At 66.9% G+C, this 20294-nt stretch carries 17 protein-coding genes and 3 pseudogenes; 8 read left to right on the forward strand and 12 right to left on the reverse strand.

The genetic code is table 11. The features are described from left to right. The first annotated feature begins 268 nt into the window (after nucleotides 1–268). The 3 genes from TF1_RS05820 (at nucleotide 269) to TF1_RS05830 (ending at nucleotide 4472) form a co-directional block, all read left to right on the forward strand. Complete coding sequence (locus tag TF1_RS05820; protein WP_227480890.1) at nucleotides 269–1018, forward strand: tetratricopeptide repeat-containing protein; 750 nt, start codon at nucleotides 269–271, stop codon at nucleotides 1016–1018. A gap of 161 nt (nucleotides 1019–1179) precedes the next feature. Continuing rightward, nucleotides 1180–2382: a thiolase family protein gene (locus TF1_RS05825; protein ID WP_011292327.1), complete on the forward strand. Its 1203-nt coding sequence runs from the start codon at nucleotides 1180–1182 to the stop codon at nucleotides 2380–2382. Then, nucleotides 2379–4472, forward strand: a complete 2094-nt coding sequence (locus tag TF1_RS05830; protein ID WP_061783719.1) for a 3-hydroxyacyl-CoA dehydrogenase NAD-binding domain-containing protein — start codon at nucleotides 2379–2381, stop codon at nucleotides 4470–4472. The genes TF1_RS05825 and TF1_RS05830 overlap by 4 nt, the downstream gene beginning before the upstream one ends. 326 nt (nucleotides 4473–4798) lie before the next feature. On the opposite strand, the pseudogene TF1_RS16465 reads toward TF1_RS05830, so the two are convergent. From TF1_RS16465 to TF1_RS16375, 4 genes and pseudogenes are all read right to left on the reverse strand, one after another. Then, nucleotides 4799–5188: pseudogene (locus TF1_RS16465) on the reverse strand (Scr1 family TA system antitoxin-like transcriptional regulator); the annotation flags it as partial. Next, nucleotides 5094–5432 (reverse strand): helix-turn-helix domain-containing protein, encoded by a 339-nt coding sequence (locus TF1_RS16470; protein WP_324969502.1) that lies wholly within the window; start codon nucleotides 5430–5432, stop codon nucleotides 5094–5096. The pseudogene TF1_RS16465 and the gene TF1_RS16470, both read right to left, overlap by 95 nt. Beyond that, nucleotides 5429–5956 (reverse strand): annotated as a pseudogene (locus TF1_RS05835) (DUF6879 family protein). Before TF1_RS05835 ends, TF1_RS16470 begins: the two are co-directional and overlap by 4 nt. Before the next feature lie 6 nt (nucleotides 5957–5962). Beyond that, nucleotides 5963–6160 (reverse strand): annotated as a pseudogene (locus TF1_RS16375) (hypothetical protein); the annotation flags it as partial. A gap of 581 nt (nucleotides 6161–6741) precedes the next feature. Here TF1_RS16375 and TF1_RS16475 point away from each other — a divergent pair. Genes TF1_RS16475 through TF1_RS05840 form a run of 3 tightly spaced genes read left to right on the forward strand, consistent with a single transcriptional unit; the run spans nucleotide 6742 to nucleotide 7935 of the window. Further along, on the forward strand, nucleotides 6742–6888 hold the full coding sequence (locus tag TF1_RS16475) for a ThiF family adenylyltransferase (RefSeq protein WP_255266149.1): 147 nt from the start codon (nucleotides 6742–6744) through the stop codon (nucleotides 6886–6888). A gap of 8 nt (nucleotides 6889–6896) precedes the next feature. After that, the gene (locus TF1_RS16480; protein ID WP_081430423.1) at nucleotides 6897–7433 is read left to right on the forward strand and encodes a ThiF family adenylyltransferase; all 537 of its coding nucleotides are present in this window, start codon (nucleotides 6897–6899) and stop codon (nucleotides 7431–7433) included. A 19-nt stretch (nucleotides 7434–7452) separates the two neighbouring features. After that, on the forward strand, nucleotides 7453–7935 hold the full coding sequence (locus TF1_RS05840) for an HIT family protein (RefSeq protein ID WP_061783720.1): 483 nt from the start codon (nucleotides 7453–7455) through the stop codon (nucleotides 7933–7935). 325 nt (nucleotides 7936–8260) lie between these two features. Here TF1_RS05840 and TF1_RS05845 read toward each other — a convergent pair whose 3' ends face one another. Continuing rightward, nucleotides 8261–10456 carry an MMPL family transporter gene (locus tag TF1_RS05845; protein ID WP_016188892.1) on the reverse strand — a complete coding sequence of 732 codons (2196 nt, stop codon included), beginning with the start codon at nucleotides 10454–10456 and terminating at the stop codon, nucleotides 8261–8263. A gap of 188 nt (nucleotides 10457–10644) precedes the next feature. Between TF1_RS05845 and TF1_RS05850 the strand changes: the two genes are divergently transcribed. Further along, nucleotides 10645–11367, forward strand: a complete 723-nt coding sequence (locus TF1_RS05850; RefSeq protein ID WP_016188893.1) for a TetR/AcrR family transcriptional regulator — start codon at nucleotides 10645–10647, stop codon at nucleotides 11365–11367. Nucleotides 11368–11455: 88 nt separating this feature from the next. Further along, nucleotides 11456–12745 (forward strand): neutral zinc metallopeptidase, encoded by a 1290-nt coding sequence (locus TF1_RS05855; protein WP_156482487.1) that lies wholly within the window; start codon nucleotides 11456–11458, stop codon nucleotides 12743–12745. Between the two features lie 185 nt (nucleotides 12746–12930). Here the strand turns inward: TF1_RS05855 and TF1_RS05860 are convergent, their stop codons facing one another. The 7 genes from TF1_RS05860 to TF1_RS05890 form a co-directional block, all read right to left on the reverse strand. Beyond that, nucleotides 12931–14292, reverse strand: coding sequence for an FAD-dependent oxidoreductase (locus tag TF1_RS05860; RefSeq protein WP_016188895.1), 1362 nt, complete (start codon nucleotides 14290–14292; stop codon nucleotides 12931–12933). A gap of 109 nt (nucleotides 14293–14401) precedes the next feature. Beyond that, nucleotides 14402–14674 (reverse strand): hypothetical protein, encoded by a 273-nt coding sequence (locus tag TF1_RS05865; RefSeq protein ID WP_104612814.1) that lies wholly within the window; start codon nucleotides 14672–14674, stop codon nucleotides 14402–14404. A gap of 97 nt (nucleotides 14675–14771) precedes the next feature. After that, the gene (gene dxs, locus TF1_RS05870) at nucleotides 14772–16685 is read right to left on the reverse strand and encodes a 1-deoxy-D-xylulose-5-phosphate synthase (protein ID WP_011292341.1); all 1914 of its coding nucleotides are present in this window, start codon (nucleotides 16683–16685) and stop codon (nucleotides 14772–14774) included. Nucleotides 16686–16869: 184 nt separating this feature from the next. After that, nucleotides 16870–17508 carry a G/U mismatch-specific DNA glycosylase gene (gene mug, locus TF1_RS05875; protein WP_011292342.1) on the reverse strand — a complete coding sequence of 213 codons (639 nt, stop codon included), beginning with the start codon at nucleotides 17506–17508 and terminating at the stop codon, nucleotides 16870–16872. A 41-nt stretch (nucleotides 17509–17549) separates the two neighbouring features. Continuing rightward, complete coding sequence (locus tag TF1_RS05880; protein WP_016188897.1) at nucleotides 17550–18275, reverse strand: sulfite exporter TauE/SafE family protein; 726 nt, start codon at nucleotides 18273–18275, stop codon at nucleotides 17550–17552. A gap of 157 nt (nucleotides 18276–18432) precedes the next feature. Beyond that, entirely contained in the window at nucleotides 18433–19686 is a 1254-nt protein-coding gene (locus tag TF1_RS05885) for a sugar ABC transporter permease (RefSeq protein WP_011292344.1), read from the reverse strand. Next, on the reverse strand, nucleotides 19686–20294 hold a 609-nt coding region (locus TF1_RS05890; protein WP_061783721.1), incomplete at its 5' end, for an ATP-binding cassette domain-containing protein. The genes TF1_RS05885 and TF1_RS05890, both read right to left, overlap by 1 nt.

Genomic DNA, 20294 nt, shown 5'->3' on the forward strand with positions numbered 1-20294 from the left:
CGCAGCACTTGAGGTGACCAACCCCATAGCCGGTGGCGGACTGTTTCGGGTACCGTGCACCCCAGACACATGATGTTATTGAACCGTGTCTGTTCTGGAGCTGAAGAGAAATATTCGCACGGTTCTCAGCAGACTGGCGTCCCTGGTTTTCTCGTGGTTCTCAGCCGTTCGGCGGGCAGTGTCGTGCGGTTCCCCTACCGCTCCTCCTAGCCTTCCCGCCGGAGGGGAGGACATTGACGCAGCGGAACAGACCGCGGCTTTGGAGCGCGTGCTGACCGAATGTGCTCAGCGGCACGGCGAGGAGCATCCGGACACCATTGCTGCGCGCAACAACCTTGCCGGCCGGTATGCCGCTACTGGGCGGCGCGATATCGCCGTCACCGAGTTCGAACGGGCGTTAAGCGACGCGGTCCGGACGCTTGGCGAGCACCACGTGCTGGCCGAGGTCGTCCGGGAGAACCTCGCCGTGTGCCACGAGGATGCCGACCGTTTCGGCGACGCCGCGCACCATTGGCAACAGCTCGTAGCGCAGCGGGCTGCGCGGCTGGGTCGGCATCACCCGGACACGCTGCTGGCCCGGGCCCGGCTCGCGGTGGCGTGCCGGCGTGCCGGACGGCTACGCGAGGCAGCCGACCACTACCGTGACGTCCTGCAGCATTCGGCGGCGTTCTCCGCGGAGGATGTGGAGGCGTGGCGGTTGGGCTTGGCCCGGACGTTGCGGCGGATGGGTCAGGACGACGAGTGCCGGGCACAGCTCCGGCTGGTGGTGGCCCAGCGCCGCCTCCGCCTCGGTGTGCGGCATCCGCGCACGCTGGCCGTCCACTACCAGTTGGGGTTGTCGTATGCACGGTCCGGCCGTCCCGAGGAGGCGGTGCGGGTCCTGCGCGAGGTCTACCGCCACTGCCTCGCTGCAGTGGGAGATCCGGAGGTGCGCCGGCTGGCGCTGCGGGTGCGCCGTGAGCTGGCAGCGGCGTACCGTGCCGCGGGACGTCCTCAGGCGGTAGCGGCACTGCGCTGACTCCGCTGCGGTGTCCCGGTCTGCGGCTGCGGTGGGCAACGCCGCGGGTTACTGCGGAGTATTCCCCGGAAGGCGGCTTTCTCCTATACTCGCAGCATTAGTTACTGATGAGTAGCATAGGGGCGACAACCCGCCATCCGCCTGATAAAGGAGGGGCAATCGTGCCGCGAACTGCCCGCGACGTCGTATTCGTCGACGGGGTGCGCACTCCGTTTGGTAAGGCCAATAAAGGCCTTTACACCGAGACCCGCGCGGACGACCTCGTCGTCCGGGTCATCCGCGAACTGCTGCGCCGCAACCCCGCACTGCCCCCGGAACGCATCGACGAAGTCGCTATCGCCGCCACCACCCAGATCGGCGACCAGGGAATGACCATCGGCCGCAGCGCCGCCATCCTCGCCGGACTGCCCCGCAGCGTGCCCGGCTACGCCATCGACCGCATGTGCGCGGGCGCCATGACCGCGGTGACCACCACCGCGGCCGGCATCGCTTTCGGCGCCTACGACGTCGTCATCGCCGGCGGTGTCGAACACATGGGCCGTCACCCCATGGGCGAAGGCGTGGACCCCAACCCGCGCTACCTCTCCGAGAAACTGGTGGACCCCTCCGCCCTGATCATGGGCAACACCGCCGAGAACCTGCACGACCGCTACCCCACCATCACCAAGGAGCGCGCCGACGCCTACGCGGTGCGCAGCCAGGAGAAGACCGCCAAAGCCTACGCCGAAGGCAAGATCCAGCCTGACCTGGTCGAAGTAGCGGTCCGCAGCAGCGAGAACGGCTACGGCCTGGCCACCGTCGACGAACCGCCGCGACCCGGCACCACCATGGAGGCGCTGGCCACCCTGAAGACCCCGTTCCGCCCGCACGGCCGCGTGACCGCGGGCAACGCCGCGGGCCTCAACGACGGTGCCACCGGGGCGATCCTCGCCGCCGAAGACGTCGCCGCGGAACTCGGCCTGACCGTCAAGATGCGCCTGGTCGACTTCGCGTTCGCCGGAGTGGACCCCGAGGTCATGGGTGTCGGCCCCATCCCGGCCACCGAGAAGCTGCTCGCCCGCAACGGCCTGACCATGGACGACATCGGCCTCATCGAGATCAACGAGGCCTTCGCCGTCCAAGTGCTGGCCTTCCTGGAGCACTTCGGCATCCCCGACGACGACCCGCGGGTCAACCCGTGGGGCGGCGCCATCGCGATGGGCCACCCGCTGGCCTCCTCGGGCGTGCGGCTGATGATGCAGCTGTCCCGCCTCTTCGCGGAACGCCCCGATGTCCGCTACGGCCTGACCACCATGTGCGTGGGCATGGGCATGGGCGGAACGGTCCTGTGGGAGAACACCAACTGGGAGGGGAACGCCAAGTGATCAGCGCGATCGAGGCCGCGCGGGAACAGTTTGCCGACGAAGTCGTCACCCGGGCACTCTCCCGCGACGTCGAACTGCCCTACGGGGCGGGCAAGGCCGTTCTCATCACCCTCGACAACGGCCACGACCACACCAAACCCAACACCTTCGGCCCTGCCGGCCTGCTGAGCCTCAACGAAGCGATCGACGCCGCTGCCGCACGCACCGACATCGTCGCCGTAGCGATCACCGGCAAACCGTTCATCTTCGCTGTAGGCGCCGACCTCAACGGGGTGCCCAAGATCCAGAACCGGGAGCAGGCGCACGCCATCGGCAAGCTCGGCCACGACGTGTTCCGCAAGCTCGGCGAACTCCACGTGCCGACCTTCGCGTTCATCAACGGCGCGGCCATGGGCGGCGGTGTGGAAGTGGCGCTGCACTGCACCTACCGCACCGTCTCCTCCGGGGTGCCTGCGTTCGCGCTGCCCGAGGTGTTCCTGGGCCTCGTGCCCGGCTGGGGCGGCACCTACCTGCTGCCCAACCTCATCGGCGCGGAAAAGGCGCTGAAGCTCATCATCGACAACCCGCTGGCCCAGAACAAGACGATCAAGGGCCCGCAGGTCTACGAGATGGGCATCGCCGACGCGATCTTCGAACCCGCCGACTTCCTCGAAGAGTCGCTGCGCTGGGCCGCCAAAGTGGTCACCGGGGAGATCACCGTCGAGCGCCCCGAAGTCGACAAGGGCGAGGCATGGGACCAGGCCGTGGCGACCGCGCGGTGGACCATGGACGCCAAGCTGCACGGGGCCTCCCCCGCCGCGGTGCGGGCGATCGACCTGGTTGCCGAAGCGAAGAACCGCACCCGGGATGAAGGCTTCGCCGCCGAAGACGAAGCGCTCGCCGACCTGATCCTCAGCGACCAGCTCCGCGCCGGACTGTACGCCTTCGACCTGGTGCAGAAGCGGGCCCGCCGCCCCAAGGGCGCCCCCGACAAGTCGCTGGCCCGCCCCGTTACCAAGGTCGGCATCATCGGCGCAGGACTCATGGCAAGCCAGCTGGCGCTGCTGTTCGCCCGCCGGCTGGAAGTCCCCGTCGTCATGACCGACCTGGACCAGGAGCGCGTGGACCGCGGCGTGCGCTACGTGCACGACGAGGTCGACAAGCTGCTCGCCAAGGGCCGGGTCAACTCCGACAAGGCCAACCGGATTAAAGCCCTGGTCACTGGGTCGCTGTCGTACGAGGCGTTCGCCGACGCCGACTTCGTCATCGAAGCCGTCTTCGAGGAGATGTCGGTCAAGAAGACGGTGTTCGCCAAGGCGGAAGAGCACATCTCCCCCGAGGCGGTGCTCGCCACCAACACCTCCTCGCTGTCGATCAGCGAGATGGCCGCGGACCTGAAGCACCCTGAGCGCGTGGTCGGCTTCCACTTCTTCAACCCGGTGGCGGTGCTGCCGCTGTTGGAGATCATCCGCGGCGAACGCACCGACGACGCCACGCTGGCGACTGCTTTTGCTGTCGCCAAGCAGTTGAAGAAGACCGCGGTGCTGGTCAAGGACGCGCCCGCGTTCGTCGTCAACCGGCTGCTCACCCTGTTCATGGGTGAAGTGCTGTCCTCGGTGGAGGAAGGCACCGAACCGGAGGTCGCCGACCGCGCGGTCGCGCCGCTCGGCCTGCCCATGTCGCCGCTGATGCTGCTGCAACTGGTCGGCCCGGCCGTGGCCCTGCACGTGGCCGAAACCCTGCACGCCGCGTTCCCCGACCGGTTCCGCGTCTCAGAGCAGCTCAAGGCAATGGTGGAGGCGGGCAAGACCACGATCTATGCCCCCGACTTCACCATCGACCCTGAAGTGCGGGCGTTCTTCACCGGCGGCGACTCCCCCAAGAGTGAGGAGGAGATCCTCAACCGTGCCCTGGAGGCGCTGGCCCGGGAGATCAAGATCATGCTCGATGAGGGCGTGGTCGCCGAGCCCGCCGACATCGACCTGTGCATGATCACCGGTGCGGGCTGGCCGTTCCACCTGGGCGGTATCACCCCGTACCTGGACCGCACGGGAATCTCGGAGAAGGTCAACGGGGTCCGGTTCCACCCCGACGGTTTGAAGGCGCTGTAGCCCGCACCACGGCTCCCGCGCTGCGGCCCCGCTGCTCCCTTGCCGGGCAGCGGGGCCGTGCCATGTCCCGGCCCCGGTCTGATCATGTCCGGCTGGTGGGGGCGTTCCCGTCTTCCATCCCCGTCCGATCCGGGACAAGCTGGTACCGAGCTCGGGCCACCAGACGGAGCGCTGCTTGCCTGCGCAGCGCTGCCCGGGACAGTTCCGCGAACACGCGACGGTAGGGCTCGATGGCGTTGTGATCGGTGAGAGAGCTCCGCACCAATGGTTTCTACGTTCACCCGGTCATCGTCGAAAATCCAGAAACCGTGTTCGGGAATCGCGGGGAGTCGGACGTGCAGCGGCACAATTCCGATCACCGTGCCTTTGCGTGCGATGAGCTCCACGATACGGTCCAACCGACCGACCATGACCCTGCTTGGACAGATCCGCGCATACAGGACTGGCTCCCCAAGAACGATGTCCAATGTCTTTTCCGGATCGTCGAGAATACGGGCACGCTCCATCCGGGCTCGAACGCCGGCCTCGACATCGTCAGGCGCACCATGCAGGGGCCACCACACTGCGCAGGACCCACCGGGCATAGTCGGGGTCTGCAACAGTCCCGGAACCACCGAGGTCTCAACAGCCCGGAGCTGGCGTGTACGCCTCTCCAGATCGCCGAAAACCGCTTGTTTGGCTCGGGTTCCCAGCGAGTTGACGACGCCAGTTCGCATAGTGGGTTTCCAGTGTCCTGCGCATAGCGAGCAGTTCGGCAATGGAACCTGGAGCGCCACAGGCTCCCGCCCATGCCTTCAGGTCCTCCACCGAAGCGGTCTGCCTGCCCAATTCCAGCTTGGACACTTTCGACGGATGCCAGCCCAACGCCTGAGCCAGTGCCCGGCCAGACAGCCCGGCCGCTACCCGGATCTCCCGCAAGCGCGCCCCAAGAGAGGTACAGGCCATCTGATAGTCGGTCATTGCACTCTGGTCGCCAAGTAGTCGGTATAGGTCAGCGCATGATGCCACGCCGCGTCTCGCGTGGTCACCGCAGCGACGACAGTTTCTGGAGTATCGTCGAGCCAGATGCCAGCGACGTCATCGCCGTCGAACTCAAACCGCGCGCCTATGCGACTGTCAAAGATCCAGAAATCCTCGTCGGGGAGTTCCGCGACCACCGGATGTTCCCGGGGTAGGTAGCGGATATCCTCGCCTGCTGCGAGATTTCAAGGTGTCGCCCGCAACTCCCAACGCAGGTAGTCTGAGGGCGGATCGTCAACAATCCGCACCCTCTCCATCCGCTTCCCTTTGGCGAGCTCTTCCCGCACCATGGTCAACCACGGTTTGAGCCACTCGATTCCGGGGTCTTTTCCGGCCAGCCATTCTTGAAACGGCTTGTCCTCCCCCACGTTTCCGTACCAGCTTCGGGTTTCCAGACGCCACGCGGTGTACCGATAGGCCCGGAAAAGATCAGTGAATTCATCATCGCTCACATATTCCCGCACGCCGTTATCCTTGGGGGCAAAGCGGACCATCAGCTCTCGAGGGACGACGACAGCCGCCTCGTTAGGCAACACATTTTCCAACTGAGCCAGTGCCTCAGCGTCAACAAGCCGATAACCCTGCACAACGATGTCTCCCGTGTCGGTTTCGTACAGGGTCGGGAACTTCCCACTCACTGACGTCGTACCAAGCTTGCGAAGTTTCATGTCCTCTCCTTCGCAGGGATAGTCCCCGTTTGTCTATTGTGAAGAAGGATTGCTAGAGATTTCCCTCCCCTGCGCGAGCAATCTCGAGCAATCTCTCCCCCGTTCTTCTCCGAGGCCTCTACCGTTCATGGTGGGAAACATAGAATCCACCGAACGTTTCAGAAAGGCGTCCACTGTGGACCGGTGTGCAGTTGAGGAATCTGAGAAGCACGTGCTTACCCCCTACGTTCGAGTCGGTGTCCAGGACGGTCGACTCTTTCTCGGATCCGGATCCATTCAACGAGTCTTCAGCACCACATCCGTCTGGGAGCCGCTGATCCGCCTCGTCGGCTACTACTCGATTCCCCGAACCTTAGCGGAGGCAAGAACCTCTGGAAGGAGAATGCGGATTTTCTTCTCAACTTTCCCAGGAGCTCGTATCGATCCTCTACAACGGCCCTTACCTCATTCCCGCCGACTCCTATCACCCGGTAGACAGGTATAGTCGACATTCTTTATTCCACTGGCTCTCAGGAGCCGACCCGCAAGAAGTTCAAGAACGCCTGGCAAGAAGTCACGTTGTCTTCCTGGGATGCGGTGGTATCGGGAATCTGATGTCCGTCAATCTGGCCACTGCTGGAGTCGGCCAGGTGACCCTTGTCGACAGCGATCTCATCGAGAAAAGCAATTTGACGAGACAATACCTGTTCATCGGGGCCGAGTCGGTAGACCCAAATGCGAGGTTTTAGCACGGGAATTGCGCTCCCGTAACTCCGCCGTCGAGGTTTCCCTCATGCAACGGCGTATCATCAACCGCGCGGATCTTGATACCCTTACCAAAGCCGACCTGATCGTGCTTTCAGCCGACTCTCCAGGGATCACCGAACTCGTCAACGCTCACTGCGTCACCACCGGACAGGTCTGGCTTAACGTGTGTTATGTCAATGACATTGCGGTATGGGGCCCCTTAGTCATCCCTGGTGTGACCGGGTGCTGGGCTTGTCAACGACTCACTGCTCGGGACTCCCCAGGGAATACAGAGCTCGATATCCTGATATCCCGCATCAACAGTCGCTATCAGTCTCCCTCTCATGGCTCGACCAATATGCCTGCTGCTGCGCTCGCCAGCCTTGACGTCTTGAAGTACCTGGGCGGCTTCGGTTCTGTGCAGTCATTGAATCGGAAAGTGGGATTGTGGACCCACGAACTACGGCTAGACGAACAGTCCAGTCCGCGCAACCCTGAATGCCCGGCATCCGGATCGATGCGGGCTTCGTCCAAGAGCTCTGTCTAACCTCGGGGGTTCATTTCCTTTGTCTTCTTCCTGTATCTTCTGTGCGATCGCTGCCGGACAGGCACCCTGTCATCCGTTCTGGGAGGATGACCACCATTTGGCATTTCTGTCGATCTACCCCAATACCGAAGGGTTTTCGGTGGTTATCCCCAAAATCCATCAACCTAGCTACGTGGTCCAGATGGACACCGATGCCTATCTCGCCCTTCACCTTGCCGCTCGTGAGGCGGCTCGATGCCTCGACAATGCGTTCGAGGATGTGGCACGCACCGGAATCATGTACGAGGGCTATGGCGTCGACCATGCCCACGCGAAACTCTTCCCCATGCACGGCACAGCAGGAAACGAAGGCGCCTCCTGGAGAGCCGTGCACTCCTCAGTAGACATTTATTTCCACCGGTACGAGGGCTACCTGTCCTCTCACGACCATGCCCGTGCTGATGACACAGAACTGGCTGCGTTAGCCGAGCGCATCAGGAGCGCACGCCAGCAAATCGAATAATCCCCTTTAGAGACCAGAGAGAATCTGGTCTCTAAAGGGGATTTTATAGACAACGAAGGAGTGGAAGTTATTCCCATCCACCCCCTCACGGTCTTTATTTTCGCTGCTAGTTGCTTCCGTCTCCGTTCATCGAAAACCTCCCCTTCCACTCTACAAAGAACGATAGGACGATTTTCGAGGCCCTCTTACGTCGTCCTGGAATGAAAATAACACCGACTTCCTGGAAGAAAAGAGAGGTTTCTTGAGATTGCTCTGCCGCGTGCCCTGGACGCCGGTTCGCGGGCCGCCCGGGCGTCCAGGGCGCCTTATCGGTCGGGTTGCGCGGCTAGGAGCCGACTTTCGCCGCCGCGGCCGTGTCCTGCGTGGACTGCGGGGCCTCGTCGCTCTCGGTAATCCCGATACGGTCGTGCAGCCAGCGCAGCGGGCCAGGCAGCCACCAGTTGGCCTTGCCGAGCAGCCGCATCGTGGCGGGCACCAGCAGGGCGCGCACCAGGGTGGCGTCCACGACCACCGCCACGGCCAGGCCGATACCGACGATCTTGAGGAGCAGCAGGCCGGAGACCCCCATCGCGAGCAGCACCACGATGAGCAGCAGTGCGGCACTGGTGATGATCCGCCCGGTGCGCTGCAGCCCCACCGCGACCGAGTGGGTGTTGTCGCCGGTCGCCAAGTACTCTTCGCGGACCCGGCTGAGCAGGAACAGCTCGTAGTCCATGGCGAGGCCGAACGCGACGATGATGATGAGCACCAGGTAGGTGGGGTCGATTGTGCCGACCGGGGTGAAGGCCAGCACGTCGGCCAAGTGCCCTTCCTGGAAACCCCAGATGACCGCACCGAGGGATGCGCCCAGCGACAGGAAGCCCATGATGACCGCCTTGACCGGCAGGACTACCGAGCCGAAGGCGAGGAACAGCAGGACGAGAGTGGTCAGGGTGACGAACGCCAGGGTGGTGGGCAGGGTCCGCACGATTGCGTCCGTGTTGTCGAGCTGCTGCGCGGCTGGGCCGCCCACCAGCACCTCGTCCGCGCCTGTGGGAGGCTCCGCGGCGCGGACGTCCCGCACCAGCCTGGACGTGGAGTCGTCGTCGATCTCGCCCTCGTAGGTCACGGCCAGGTGGGCGGTCTCGTCGCCGGTGCGGAGAATCTGGGCGCCGTGCGCGCCGTCCAGGTCGGCGAGCTCCGCGCGGAAGGCTTCCAGGTCGTCGTCGGTGACACTTCCGGTGACGACCACGTCGATCTGGCTGATCCCGCCTGCGGGGAAGTCCTCGCGGAGCATCTGCGTGGCCTGGCGGCTGTCAGCGTTGTCGGGCAGGTAGCGCTGGTCGGTGGAGCCGACGTTGAGAGAGGCCAGCGCCGACGCGAACGTGACGAGCACGGCAGCGACCGTGACCAGGTAGAGGATGGGACGGCGCATCACGCTGTGGGCCAGCCGCGACCAGCCGCCTACCCGGTCGTCGACGTCCGTGCCGGAGCTGCGCCGCACGCGGATGGGCAGCCGCAGCGCGTCGATGCGCGGGCCGACCACGGCGAGCAGAGCGGGGAGGACGACGAGCGCGGCCACGAGGTCGAACAGGACGACAGCGATCCCGCCCAAGCCGATCGATCCCAGGATGGGTTGCGGGAAGAACAGCAGCCCGGCAAAAGCGATGAGGACGGTAATCCCGGAGAAGGCGACGGTCCGCCCCGCCGTGGCCAGGGTGGCGGGCAGGGCGCTGGTGACCTGCCCGGTGCGGCGCATCTCTTCGCGGAACCGGTTGACGAGGAACAGACCGTAGTCGATGGCTAGGCCCAGGCCGAGGATGCTGGCGACGTTGACGGCGAACGCGGACACCTCGGTGACGTAGGTGAGGGCGCGCAGCAGAACCAGGGCGCCGAGGATCGCCAGACCGCCCACGGCCAGCGGCATCAATGCGGCGACCACACCGCCGAAAATAGCGACGAGCAGGACGAGCACCAGCGGCAGGGAGATGAGCTCGGCGCGGACCACATCGGTCCGGGCCTGCTCGGACAGTTCGTTCTGGATCGCTATCGGACCGCCCACGTAGGTGTCCAGCGGTCCGGCGTCCAGGTCGCGGGCGATCTGCCGGAAGGACTCCATCCGCTCCACCGCGTCGTCCCCGGCGAGAGTGATGGGCACGTACACCGCGTGGCGGTCTTCGGAGATGAGCACGCCCCGTTCGAGGTCGCTGAGCCCGTCGTCCAGGTAGGTGGTGGCCGAGACCACGTACTCGTCAGGGAGTTCGCTGACGGCTCGCTGCACCGCCTTGGCGAATGTGGGGTTGTCGAAGGTCAGCTCGTCGCTGCGGTAGACGGCTACCACGTCCACCCCGTCGTGGCCGAGCCTCTCCTCGATCACCTCGGCGGCTCGGGTGGACTCTGCCTCAGGGTCTTCGAAGCCCCCGTCGCTGACTGCGTCGAACAGCCCGGTGCCCCAGCCGAGCGCGAACACGACGAACGCCGCCGTGCCTAGGAGCACCCAAGCCCGACACCGGTAGGCGAACCGGCCGAGCGCAGAGAACATGAATGTCTCCCTCGGGTGTTCATTTGTGATAAATGGCGGTAACGTTAGCAAACACCGTTAACCATAAAGTACGGCGCTTACTGTACAGGGACCTTTCCACCAGCCACAAATCCCACCGCGAAGGACTTTCCGTGCCTAAAGACACGACCTTCCCCGCGAGGTGCGAGACCGGGGCCGCGTCCGTTCCCATGTCTCGGCGGATGCGGATCCGCGCAGCCACGCTGGCGGAGATCAAAACAATCGCCCGCAACCTGCTCAGCGCGCACGGCCCCGGCGGGGTCTCGCTGCGCGCGATCGCCCGGGAGATGGGCATGACCGCTCCCGCCCTCTACCGGTACTTCTCCAGCCTCGACGACCTGCTGCTCGCTCTCCGTGCCGAGTTCTTCGCCGAACTCAGCGCGCAGATCACCGACGCCAGCGGACGCCTCCCCGCCGACGACGTCGACGGCCGCCTGCTCGCCGCACTGCGGGCCTTCCGTTCCTGGGCACTCGCCAACCGGGCCGAGTTCATCCTGCTTTTCGGGCCCCGCGACGAACCGTTTACGACCACCGAACCGCACTGCGCCGCGCTGCAACACGAAAAGCAGCGGTTCGCCGCGATCTTCCTCTCCCTTTTCAACCGGCTGCTCGAAGAGGGGCGGGTACCGCTCCCCGACACCGCGTCTTTCTCCCCCGAGCTCCGCGCGCAACTGCACCTCTTCGCACGTGACGCCGGGTTTGCCGGGGCGAACGCCACCGAGGGGGCGCTGCGCGTCCTCACCGCATGCTGGGTCCGGCTCTACGGACTGGTCTGCATGGAAGTCTTCCGCAGCATGCCGTTCACCGTCGGCGACCTGGAACCGCTGTTCGAAGCGGAGCTCTGCGATGTGCTGACGTCGATCGGGGTCCGCTACCGGGCGCCGCACTCCTGACCGGAACCGGCTGGCACCCCGCAACGTCTCACAGAAGTGCCCGCCCGGAACACCCTGCTCGCTCGCCGTTGAGCAGGATGTCCGAATAGTGTGGGCTTCTCCGCTGTCCACCCCCGACGACGAAGGACCCCCCGTGGAGACGCCTCGCGGCGGCGCTGCCGCCCCGGATCCGACCCCTCAGGCTTCTTCTCAGGACGACACTCCAATCCCGCCTTCGGTGACGCAGCACAGCAGCCCCGTACCCCCGCTTCCGGGGACGGGAGCCGCGGAACCGCGCGCGGATGCGAGCCCTCTCCCGGCTTCCTGGACGCCCGCCGGACCCCCGCCCCCAAGTTTCCGCCCGCTGCCCCCCAACCCGCCAGAGGCCTCGCCGCCCTCCCCCCAGTACCGGCAGGAGCTGACCGCGGCCCACGTCACTCCCCAGTTCTCTGCCCCCGCCGCGTTCGACGGCGCCTTCGGCGCCTGGGAGCAGCACCCTCCTCTCGCCCCGCCCCCGCGGCAGGGTGATGTGCGGCTCTGGCTGGCTGCGATGGGAACCGCGTTCGTTGCCGCGCTCTGCCTCGTGCTGTGTGCCGTGATGACAGCGGCGACGCTGCGCGGCGGCACAGTCCACGCGTCCGGTAAGCCGCACCGGGATGTCCGCTACGCAGACTCCTGGTTCCACACCGCCGGAGCCATCCCGGTCGACGTCGCCGACCACCCCTTCTATGCCCTGCCCGCCCCCGGCGCCGTGGCATGCGAGATCCCCGAGTTCAACGCCGCCACGGTGGCGGGGTGGGAGGAGTTCACCGAGGTGATCGGCCCCTGCCTCAACGCGATGTGGCTCTCCCCGCTAGAAGAGCTCGGGCTGCGCCCGCAGGAGCCGCACTACGTGATCCTCGACGAGATCCCCGCGGAGCTGCGCGACGAGTCCGAGGAAGAAGGAGTCACCCTCGCCTACTACTTGGAGCACGAGCTGAGCATCACCATCCTCGTGCCCAACGTGCGGAAACTCCTGCGGTACCCGGGCATGGACGACAAGCGCATCTGGTTTGCCCTGGTCGCCCACGAATACGGGCACCACCTCCAAGGGGAGACCGGTCTTCTTGACGCGGCCTACACCCTGCAGCTTGATGCCAAGTCCACGCGCCAAGAACTCCAGTTGGGACGGCAGATCGAACTGCAAGCCGAATGCCTGGCAGGGACCGGGGTTGCCGCTATCGCCGGCCACGACCACGCCGACGTGGCGTTCGTCAACCGCAACTTCAACGAAGGCACGGGGGACAGCGACACCCACGGCAGTGCCGACAACCGCGTCCACTGGTTCAACGCCGGAGCCACCGCGGAGACCATGGCGGCGTGCAACACTTTCGCGGCCGAAGACCGCTTGGTCCGCTAGCCTGCCCGCTCCCCTGCCCGAAAGCATGCCCCAGTGCCAGGCCGCCCCGGGGTGCGGTGCTCTACCCCGTCCAGTTGCGGCCAGCGCAGCACGCCCCGGGGAGACCGCCCGCTCTCCGGTGCGCTGCGGCCTCCCCGGGCACCCCGGTCGTCCGGAGACCACCGGGCACTACTGGCTCGGCAGGGTCAGTTGCGTTCCGCCAGCACGCGGCGCAGCTCCGCCCAGCCGCTCAGCTTGACCCGCTCCCCGCGGGACAGCTCCGCTGCCAGGGCCGCTTCGGCCGCGTCGATAGCCAGCCAGTCAGCGTAGCTGCTGGCCGTCACCCCTTTCTCCTTGAGCAGGTCGTCGATGGTGGTCGTCGGGACCCGGGAGGTGCGGAGCTTCGGGGCGTCGTCGAGCAGGGAGCGGACAGTGGCGGCAGCATCCGACTTGTTGGTGCCGATCACGCCGGTCGCGCCGCGCTTGAGCCAGCCCGCCACGTATTCGCCGAGCAGCGGGGTGCGCTGCTCGTCCACCACCCGGCCGTCCTCATGCGGCAGGGTGCGGGTGGTCTCGTCGAAAGGCAGGTCGGGGAGGGGGGAGCTGGCATAGCCCACCGACCGCACCACCATGCCCACCGGCAGGACTTCTCGCTGTCCGGTGCCGACCAGCCGCCCATCAGCGTCGAGCGCGGTGTGCTCCACCTCCAGTCCTTCGACTCGGGTGTCGCCCACCACGGCGACGGGTTTACGCCAGAAGTGCAGTTCGACCCGGCGTCCCGTGCCACCGCCGGGGCGTTGCGCCCACTCCGCAAGAGTGCGCAGGTTGGTGCGGGCCGCGCGGGCCGCGGTCGCCACTTCTTCGCTGTTGGGGTCGAGGTCGACGACAGCGGGGTCCACTGTGACGTCGACGTCCGTGAGCTTGCCCAGCTCCCGCAGTTCGTTCGCGGAGAACTTGGCCTGGAGAGGGCCGCGCCGGGCGACTATGTGCACGCAGCGCACCTTGCTGGCGGCCAGCACCTGCAGCACGGGTTCAGGGATGTCGGTCTGGCGGAGTTCGTCGACGCTGCGGACCAGGATGCGTGCCACGTCGAGGGCAACGTTGCCCGCGCCGACCACGGCGACCTCTTCCGCGTCGAGGACGAACCGGGTCACTTCGAGGTCGGGGTGGCCGCTGTACCAGTTCACGAAGTCGGTGGCAGCGACACTGCCGGACAGGTCCTCGCCGGGAATCCCCATTCGGCGGTCCACGCTCGCCCCCGTGGCGTAGACGACCGCGTGGTAGGCACGCGCGAGGTCAGCCCGGGTGAGGTCGGTACCGTACTCCACACCGCCCAGGAAGCGGACGTCGGGATGTTCCAGGACACGAGCCAGAGTGTGCGCCACCCGCTTGATTGACGTGTGGTCGGGGGCGACACCGTAACGGACCAGGCCGTAGGGGGTCGGTAGGCGGTCCAGCACGTCCACGGCCACCGGCTCGCGGGACTGCCGGGTCAGCGCCTCGGCGGTGTAGATTCCTGCGGGGCCGGAGCCGATCACGGCTACCCGCAACGGGTCGGGAGTGCTCATGCGCCCATTGTGACGCATGCGATATTGCGGTTTCGAGCGCAGGGAGCGCCCTGCGGTTCCCGTCAGGCACGCACCGTAACTCTCGGATTCTTTTCGGCAGCCCGGCTCTTCAGCGCGGTATCCGCTGGTCGACCCGGTCGAGGAAACCCTGCCAGAAGTCGTCTTCCGGGTCGACGATGGACGGGTGGTCGGGGTGGCCGCTGGCCGCAAAGCAGTCGAGGATGCCGGGAATCCGCAGCTCTTGCGTGTTGCGCGTGGCAAGGGCCTTGCGCAACTGCTCGACTTCGTCGGGATCCTGGTGGGCGTCGTCCGCCAGGTAGATCTCGGCGTAGTTCACTCCCCGCTGGTAGGGGGAGTCCGGTCCTACGGGACGGTGAGCCATCGTCATCCTCCGATCTTTCACCTTCCCAGGACCGCTACCCGCTGGGGAGCGCCACCAACGATGGTGCTCCCCAGCGGGCAAAGCCCGTATTCTCCGGTCAGGACGCCGGCTCGTCCTCCAGGGACTGCTCCGCGCGCTGGGCCACGATCTCGGTGAGTTTGCGCGCTAGTCCCTGCGCGTCCAACCCCATCTGGGCGAGGATACGGTCGCGTTTGGCGTGCTCCAGGAAGCGCTGCTCGATCCCGAACGTGCGCACCGGAATGTCGAGGTCGGCGTCGCGCAGGGCGCGGGCCACCGCGTCACCGACCGCGCCCACCCGGCCGTTGTCCTCGACTACGGCGACCACGCTGTGCCGGGCGGCTTCCGACACCAACGCCGGGTCCAACGGTTTGACCCAGCGCGGGTCCACGACGGTCACCCCGATCCCCTGGTCGGCCAGCCGGTCGGCGACCTCGCAGCACGTCTGCGCCATGGGCCCGACCGCGACCAGCAGCAAGTCCGGGGCCTCGGTGCCGCTCGCAGGACGCCGCAGCACGTCCATCCCGCCGATCTGGTCGACCGCGGGGATGGCGGGGGGCACCACGCCCTTGGGGTAACGCACCACGGTGGGCCCGTCGTCGATGGAGATCGCCTCGCGCAGCAGTTCCCGCAGCCGCACCGCGTCGCGCGGCACCGCGATGCTCAGGTTGGGGACGACTTGCAGGATGGACAGGTCCCACATCCCGTTGTGGCTCGCACCGTCGTCTCCCGTGATGCCCGCCCGGTCGAGCGCGAACGTGACCGGCTGGCGGTGCAGCGCCACATCCATGAGGACCTGGTCAAAACAGCGGTTGAGGAACGTGGCGTAGACCGCGACGACCGGGTGGAGGCCACCCATGGCCAGCCCGGCTGCGCACGTCGCAGCGTGCTGTTCCGCGATGCCCACGTCGAAGACCCGGTCGGGGTAGGCCTCGGCGAAGGCGGCGAGGCCGGTGGGGTGCAGCATGGCCGCGGTGATCGCGACCACGTCTTCGCGTTCCGCGCCGATCCGCACCATCTCGTCGCTGAACACCGACGTCCACTTCAGGCCCGGCGTGGACTGCGGGCGTCCCGTGGCCACGTCGAACGCGCCGAGGGCGTGGAACTGGTCTTCGTCGTGGTTCTCCGCGGGCGCGTACCCCTTGCCCTTCTGGGTGAGGACGTGCACGATGACCGGCGCCCCGAAATCGCGGGCCCGGCGCAGCGCCCGCTCCACCGCTGCCACGTCGTGCCCGTCGATCGGCCCGACGTACTTCAGCCCCAGGTCTTCGAACATCATCTGCGGCTGAATAGCGTCCTTGAGGCCTTTCTTGAACGCGTGCAGCGCGTCGTACAGCGGCGGGCCGACCACCGGCGCCCGGTTGATCGCGTTCTTCGCGGTCGCCAGCATCTGCTCGTAGCCGCGCGTCATACGCAGGTTGGCGAAATGCTCGGCGAGCCCGCCGATCGTCGGCGAGTAGGAGCGGCCGTTGTCGTTGACGACGATGACGATCCGGCGGTTTTTCCCTTCGGCGATATTGTTGAGCGCTTCCCACGCCATTCCGCCGGTGAGCGCGCCGTCGCCGACCAGGGCGACCACGGTGCGGTCGGTGATCCCCTGCAGTTCGTAGGCGCGGGCGAGCCCATCAGCGTAGGACAGTGCGGTGGAGGCGTGCGAATTCTCAATAAAGTCGTGCTCGGACTCGGCGCGGGACGGATATCCGGAGAGGCCGCCCTCTTTCCGCAGTTTAGAGAAGTCTTTCCGGCCGGTCAGGATCTTATGGACGTACGCCTGGTGGCCGGTGTCGAACAGGATGGGATCGCGCGGCGAGTCAAACACGCGGTGCAAGGCGATGGTGAGTTCGACGACACCCAGGTTGGGGCCGAGGTGACCACCGGTTCGGGCGACCTGGGAAATGAGGAACTCCCGGATTTCCGCCGCCAATTGGGGAAGCTGGGAGTCGGGGAGTTTTTTCAGGTCGTCTGGATTGTGCACCGAGTCGAGCAGCGTCACTCTCGTCATTCCCCTCGTATGCAAGACATCAGGTCGGCCGCCGGACCACGGACGTTTCCCGAGCAGACGGAAAACGGACCGAAGGTGGAAGTGGACACGGCCGACACGGTGTCCGATTCCCCGACGGCTCGGTAGTGGGAACCGGACGAACCACGATCAACCGGCACCACCATAGGCACACAGCTTATGCTGATCCACCACGCGGCGGGATTGAGGCAGCGGTCTGTTGCGCGGTCCGGTGGGAGGCGGGGGCACCGGCCTCGATTCCGTGGGCCGCACACATGCGACGCAGTTCTTCGGCGATGCCCTGGGTCGTCCAGTGGGCGTTGAGCCCGCTGGGGTTGGGCAGGACCCACACGGGGACTCCTTCGATCGCGTCCTCGGGGGGTTGCGGACCGATACGGGCCCGGGGCCGCGCGAACGCTTTCCGGTAGGCGGTGACGCCGAGCACGGCGAGCAGCCGGGGCCGGTAGGCCCGGAGTTTCGCGGCCAGGGCCTGCCCGCCCGCCTGCAGTTCCGCTGCGGTCAGCTCATCGGCCCGCGCGGTAGCCCGGTCCACGAGGTTGGTCACCCCTAAGCCTAGGTCAAGGAGCAGGTGCTGTTCGGCGGGCCGCAGGAGGCGGGGGGTGAGCGAGGCGGCGTGCAAGGCGGGCCAGAACCGGTTGCCGGGCCGGGCGAAATGGTGCCCGCTCCAGGCCGAATACAGCCCCGGGTTGATCCCGCAGAACAGGATGGTGAGGCCGGGGCCGATAACGTCGGGGACGGTTGTGGCACGGGCCGCCGCGAGTTCCGCTGCGTCGGGGCCGCGCCGCGGCTTCCGCATGGGTGTGCTTCCTCCTCGGCTCCGCTCCGGTCGGGGTTTTCTCAGACTAGGGCCCGCAGGACGAGGGTGCTTCCCGAGACCGCGACCACGGCCAGGAGCGCGATCCGCAGCCGCTGTCCGCCGAGCATGCTTCGCAGCGGCCGGGACAGCAGGAACCCGGCTACGAGGAAGGGGATGAGGGCGGCTCCCGTCGCCACTTCGCGCAGCCCGAGCTGGCCGCCTACCGCCAACGCGGCTAGGGAGAGCAGGACGCCGACAAAGAAGTAGGTGCCCAGGGTGGCACGGATCCGCGGGCCTTCCTCGTGCTGGTACACGAGGGCGACGGGCGGGCCGCCGATCGAGGTCGCGGTGCCCATGACCCCGGAGATCACTCCGGCCACGCTGAGCGTGGCGGGGGTGGGGCGCAGCCGGAGTGTGGTGAGGCTCGCGGCCACCGCGAGGAGGACGCCGACCCCCACCCACAGGCCGAGGGTGTCGGGTGTGGCGAGGGCGACGACCCACACGCCGCCGACCGTCCCTACCAGCCGTCCAGCGAGAGCCCAGGAGATGCCGCGCAGGTCGGCGTGGCGCCACTCGGCACCGACGGTGAACAGGGGCAGCACCGCGGTGAGGACCAGCAGGGTGCCGGGCATCAGTGTGGGGTCCAGCATCGCGACGACAGGTGCCGCGGTCAGCCCCAGGCCCAGCCCGACACTGCTCTGCACAACGGTGCCGATCAGCACTGCGGTTCCGGCCGCGGCGAGGAATACCAGCTCAGACTCGGTCACGTGAGGTGAGGATAGCGGTCGGCCCTGTGCGGGCCGCAGGGAGGAGCGGTGTTCCCGGAAGGGAGGAGGTTCCGGGAACACCGCGGGTGGGTGGCCGCGCGCCGCTGGGAGGGAGTGGCGCGGGCAGCAGCGCGCGGCCGGGCACGCCCGGGTCCCCCTACTCCCGGGCGTGGGCTTTGCGGGTCCGGCGGGACACCGCGTCGAGGATGACCGCTACCAGGAGGACCACCGCGGTGATCATGAACCGCACCGAGGAGTCCATCTGCAGCAGGTACAGCCCCGAGGAGATCGCGCCGAGCACGAGGCCGCCGAGCAGGGCCGAGTAGGCGCTGCCGCGTCCGCCGAAGAGGCTGGTGCCGCCGATGACCGCGGCCGCGATCGCCATCATCAGGTCGTCGCCGCCCCCGGTGAGCTGGTTGACGGCGTAGCTGCGCGACACGAGGAGGATGCCGCCCACCCCGGCCAGGGTGGAGGCGAGAGCGAACACGGAGATGCGGATCAGGTCGACGTTGATGCCGGCGCGGCGTGCCGCTTCTGCGCTGCCGCCCACGGCGAACACCATCCGCCCGTAGCGGGTCTTCCGCAGGATCAGGTCGAAGAGCACCACGACCCCGACGAAGAGCAGGAAAGCGACGGGCACTCCGCGGAAGGAGTTGAGCACCCACACCCCGCCGAGGACGGGGAGGGCGAGGAGCGCGGTGCGCACCCCGATCTCCGTGACCGACTTGGCGGGCAGCCCGGCCGCGGCGCGGCGGCGCGCCCCGCGGACGCTGATCAGCCCGTAGAGGGCGACCGCGGTGATTCCGATCCCCCAGCCGACCGCCGGGACGAGATAGGTGTGGGTGATGGCACCGATCAGGCCGTTGTAGGGGACGTTGATCGTGCCTTCAGGGCCGAGCAGGTAGAGCTGGGCGCCCTGCCAGCCGATCAATCCGGCCAAGGTGACCACGAAGGCGGGTACCCCGATCTTGGCGAAGATCGTGCCGTGCAGGGTGCCGATGAGGGTGCCGGCGAGGATGGCGACCACGATCGCGGCGATCTCGTTCCACTGGTAGTTGACTGCCAGGAGCGTCACGATCACGCCGCACACGCCTGCGACCGATCCGACGGAGAGGTCGATCTCCCCGAGCAGCAGCACCATGATCACGCCGCAGGCCATGAAGCCGACGGCGACGATCTGCAGGGTGAGGTTGGACAGATTCTGGGCGGTGAGGAACTTGGGGTTGAGGCTCCAGAAGACGCCGGCGATCACGATGAGTCCGACGAGGACCGGCAGCGGGCCGAGTTCTCCGCTGCGGAGCCGGCGCAGCGCGCCGCGCACCAGCCCGCCTAGACCGGAGCCGTCCATGATGAGCCGGGGGTCCCGGGCGACCGTGGCGCCCTGGGGAGCCGGGGTGGTTTGCTGAGCCATCACGCCCCCTCCGTTCCCGGAACCGCAGTGCGACCGGCACGTCGGGACACCGGGTTGTCGGCGGCGCCCGTGATGGCCGCCACGATCTCTTCGTAGCTGGTGTCTTCGATCCGGAAGTCGCCGGCGTTGCGTCCCAGGCGCAGCACGACAGCGCGGTCGGCAACAGCTCGCACGTCGGCCATGTTGTGGCTGATGAGGATGACTCCGAGGCCTTGGTCTCGGAGGCGTTCGATGAGGTCGAGTACTTGCGCGGTCTGCGCCACGCCCAGGGCTGCAGTGGGCTCGTCCAGCATGACGACCTTGGGGTCGCCGAGCAGGGAGCGGGCGATGGCGATGATCTGGCGCTGCCCGCCGGAGAGGGCAGCAACGGGAATGCGCAGGTTGGGAATCCGCACGGAAAGCGAGTCCAGGAGTTCGTGGGCGCGCCGCTCCATTTCCAACTCGTCCAGGACTCCGAGCGCGGTGCGCTCGGTGCCGAGGAACAGGTTGGCCACGATGTCGAGGTTGTCGCAGAGCGCCAGGTCCTGGTAAATGGTGGCGATGCCGAGCTGTTGGGCATCGCTGGGACGGTTGATCTGGACCGGCTTGCCTTCCCACAGGATGGTGCC

The sequence above is a fragment of the Thermobifida fusca NBRC 14071 = JCM 3263 genome, from assembly GCF_001592045.1.
GTDB lineage: Bacteria > Actinomycetota > Actinomycetes > Streptosporangiales > Streptosporangiaceae > Thermobifida > Thermobifida fusca.

Excerpts from the sequence above, each read along its gene's own strand:
- TF1_RS05865 (WP_104612814.1), bottom strand. The coding sequence starts at position 14,674 with ATGGCTCACCGTCCCGTAGGACCGGACTCCCCCTACCAGCGGGGAGTG.
- TF1_RS05860 (WP_016188895.1), bottom strand. The coding sequence starts at position 14,292 with ATGAGCACTCCCGACCCGTTGCGGGTAGCCGTGATCGGCTCCGGCCCC.
- TF1_RS05885 (WP_011292344.1), bottom strand. The coding sequence starts at position 19,686 with ATGGCTCAGCAAACCACCCCGGCTCCCCAGGGCGCCACGGTCGCCCGG.
- TF1_RS05845 (WP_016188892.1), bottom strand. The coding sequence starts at position 10,456 with ATGTTCTCTGCGCTCGGCCGGTTCGCCTACCGGTGTCGGGCTTGGGTG.
- TF1_RS05850 (WP_016188893.1), top strand. The coding sequence starts at position 10,645 with ATGTCTCGGCGGATGCGGATCCGCGCAGCCACGCTGGCGGAGATCAAA.
- TF1_RS16470 (WP_324969502.1), bottom strand. The coding sequence starts at position 5,432 with ATGACCGACTATCAGATGGCCTGTACCTCTCTTGGGGCGCGCTTGCGG.
- mug (WP_011292342.1), bottom strand. The coding sequence starts at position 17,508 with ATGCGGAAGCCGCGGCGCGGCCCCGACGCAGCGGAACTCGCGGCGGCC.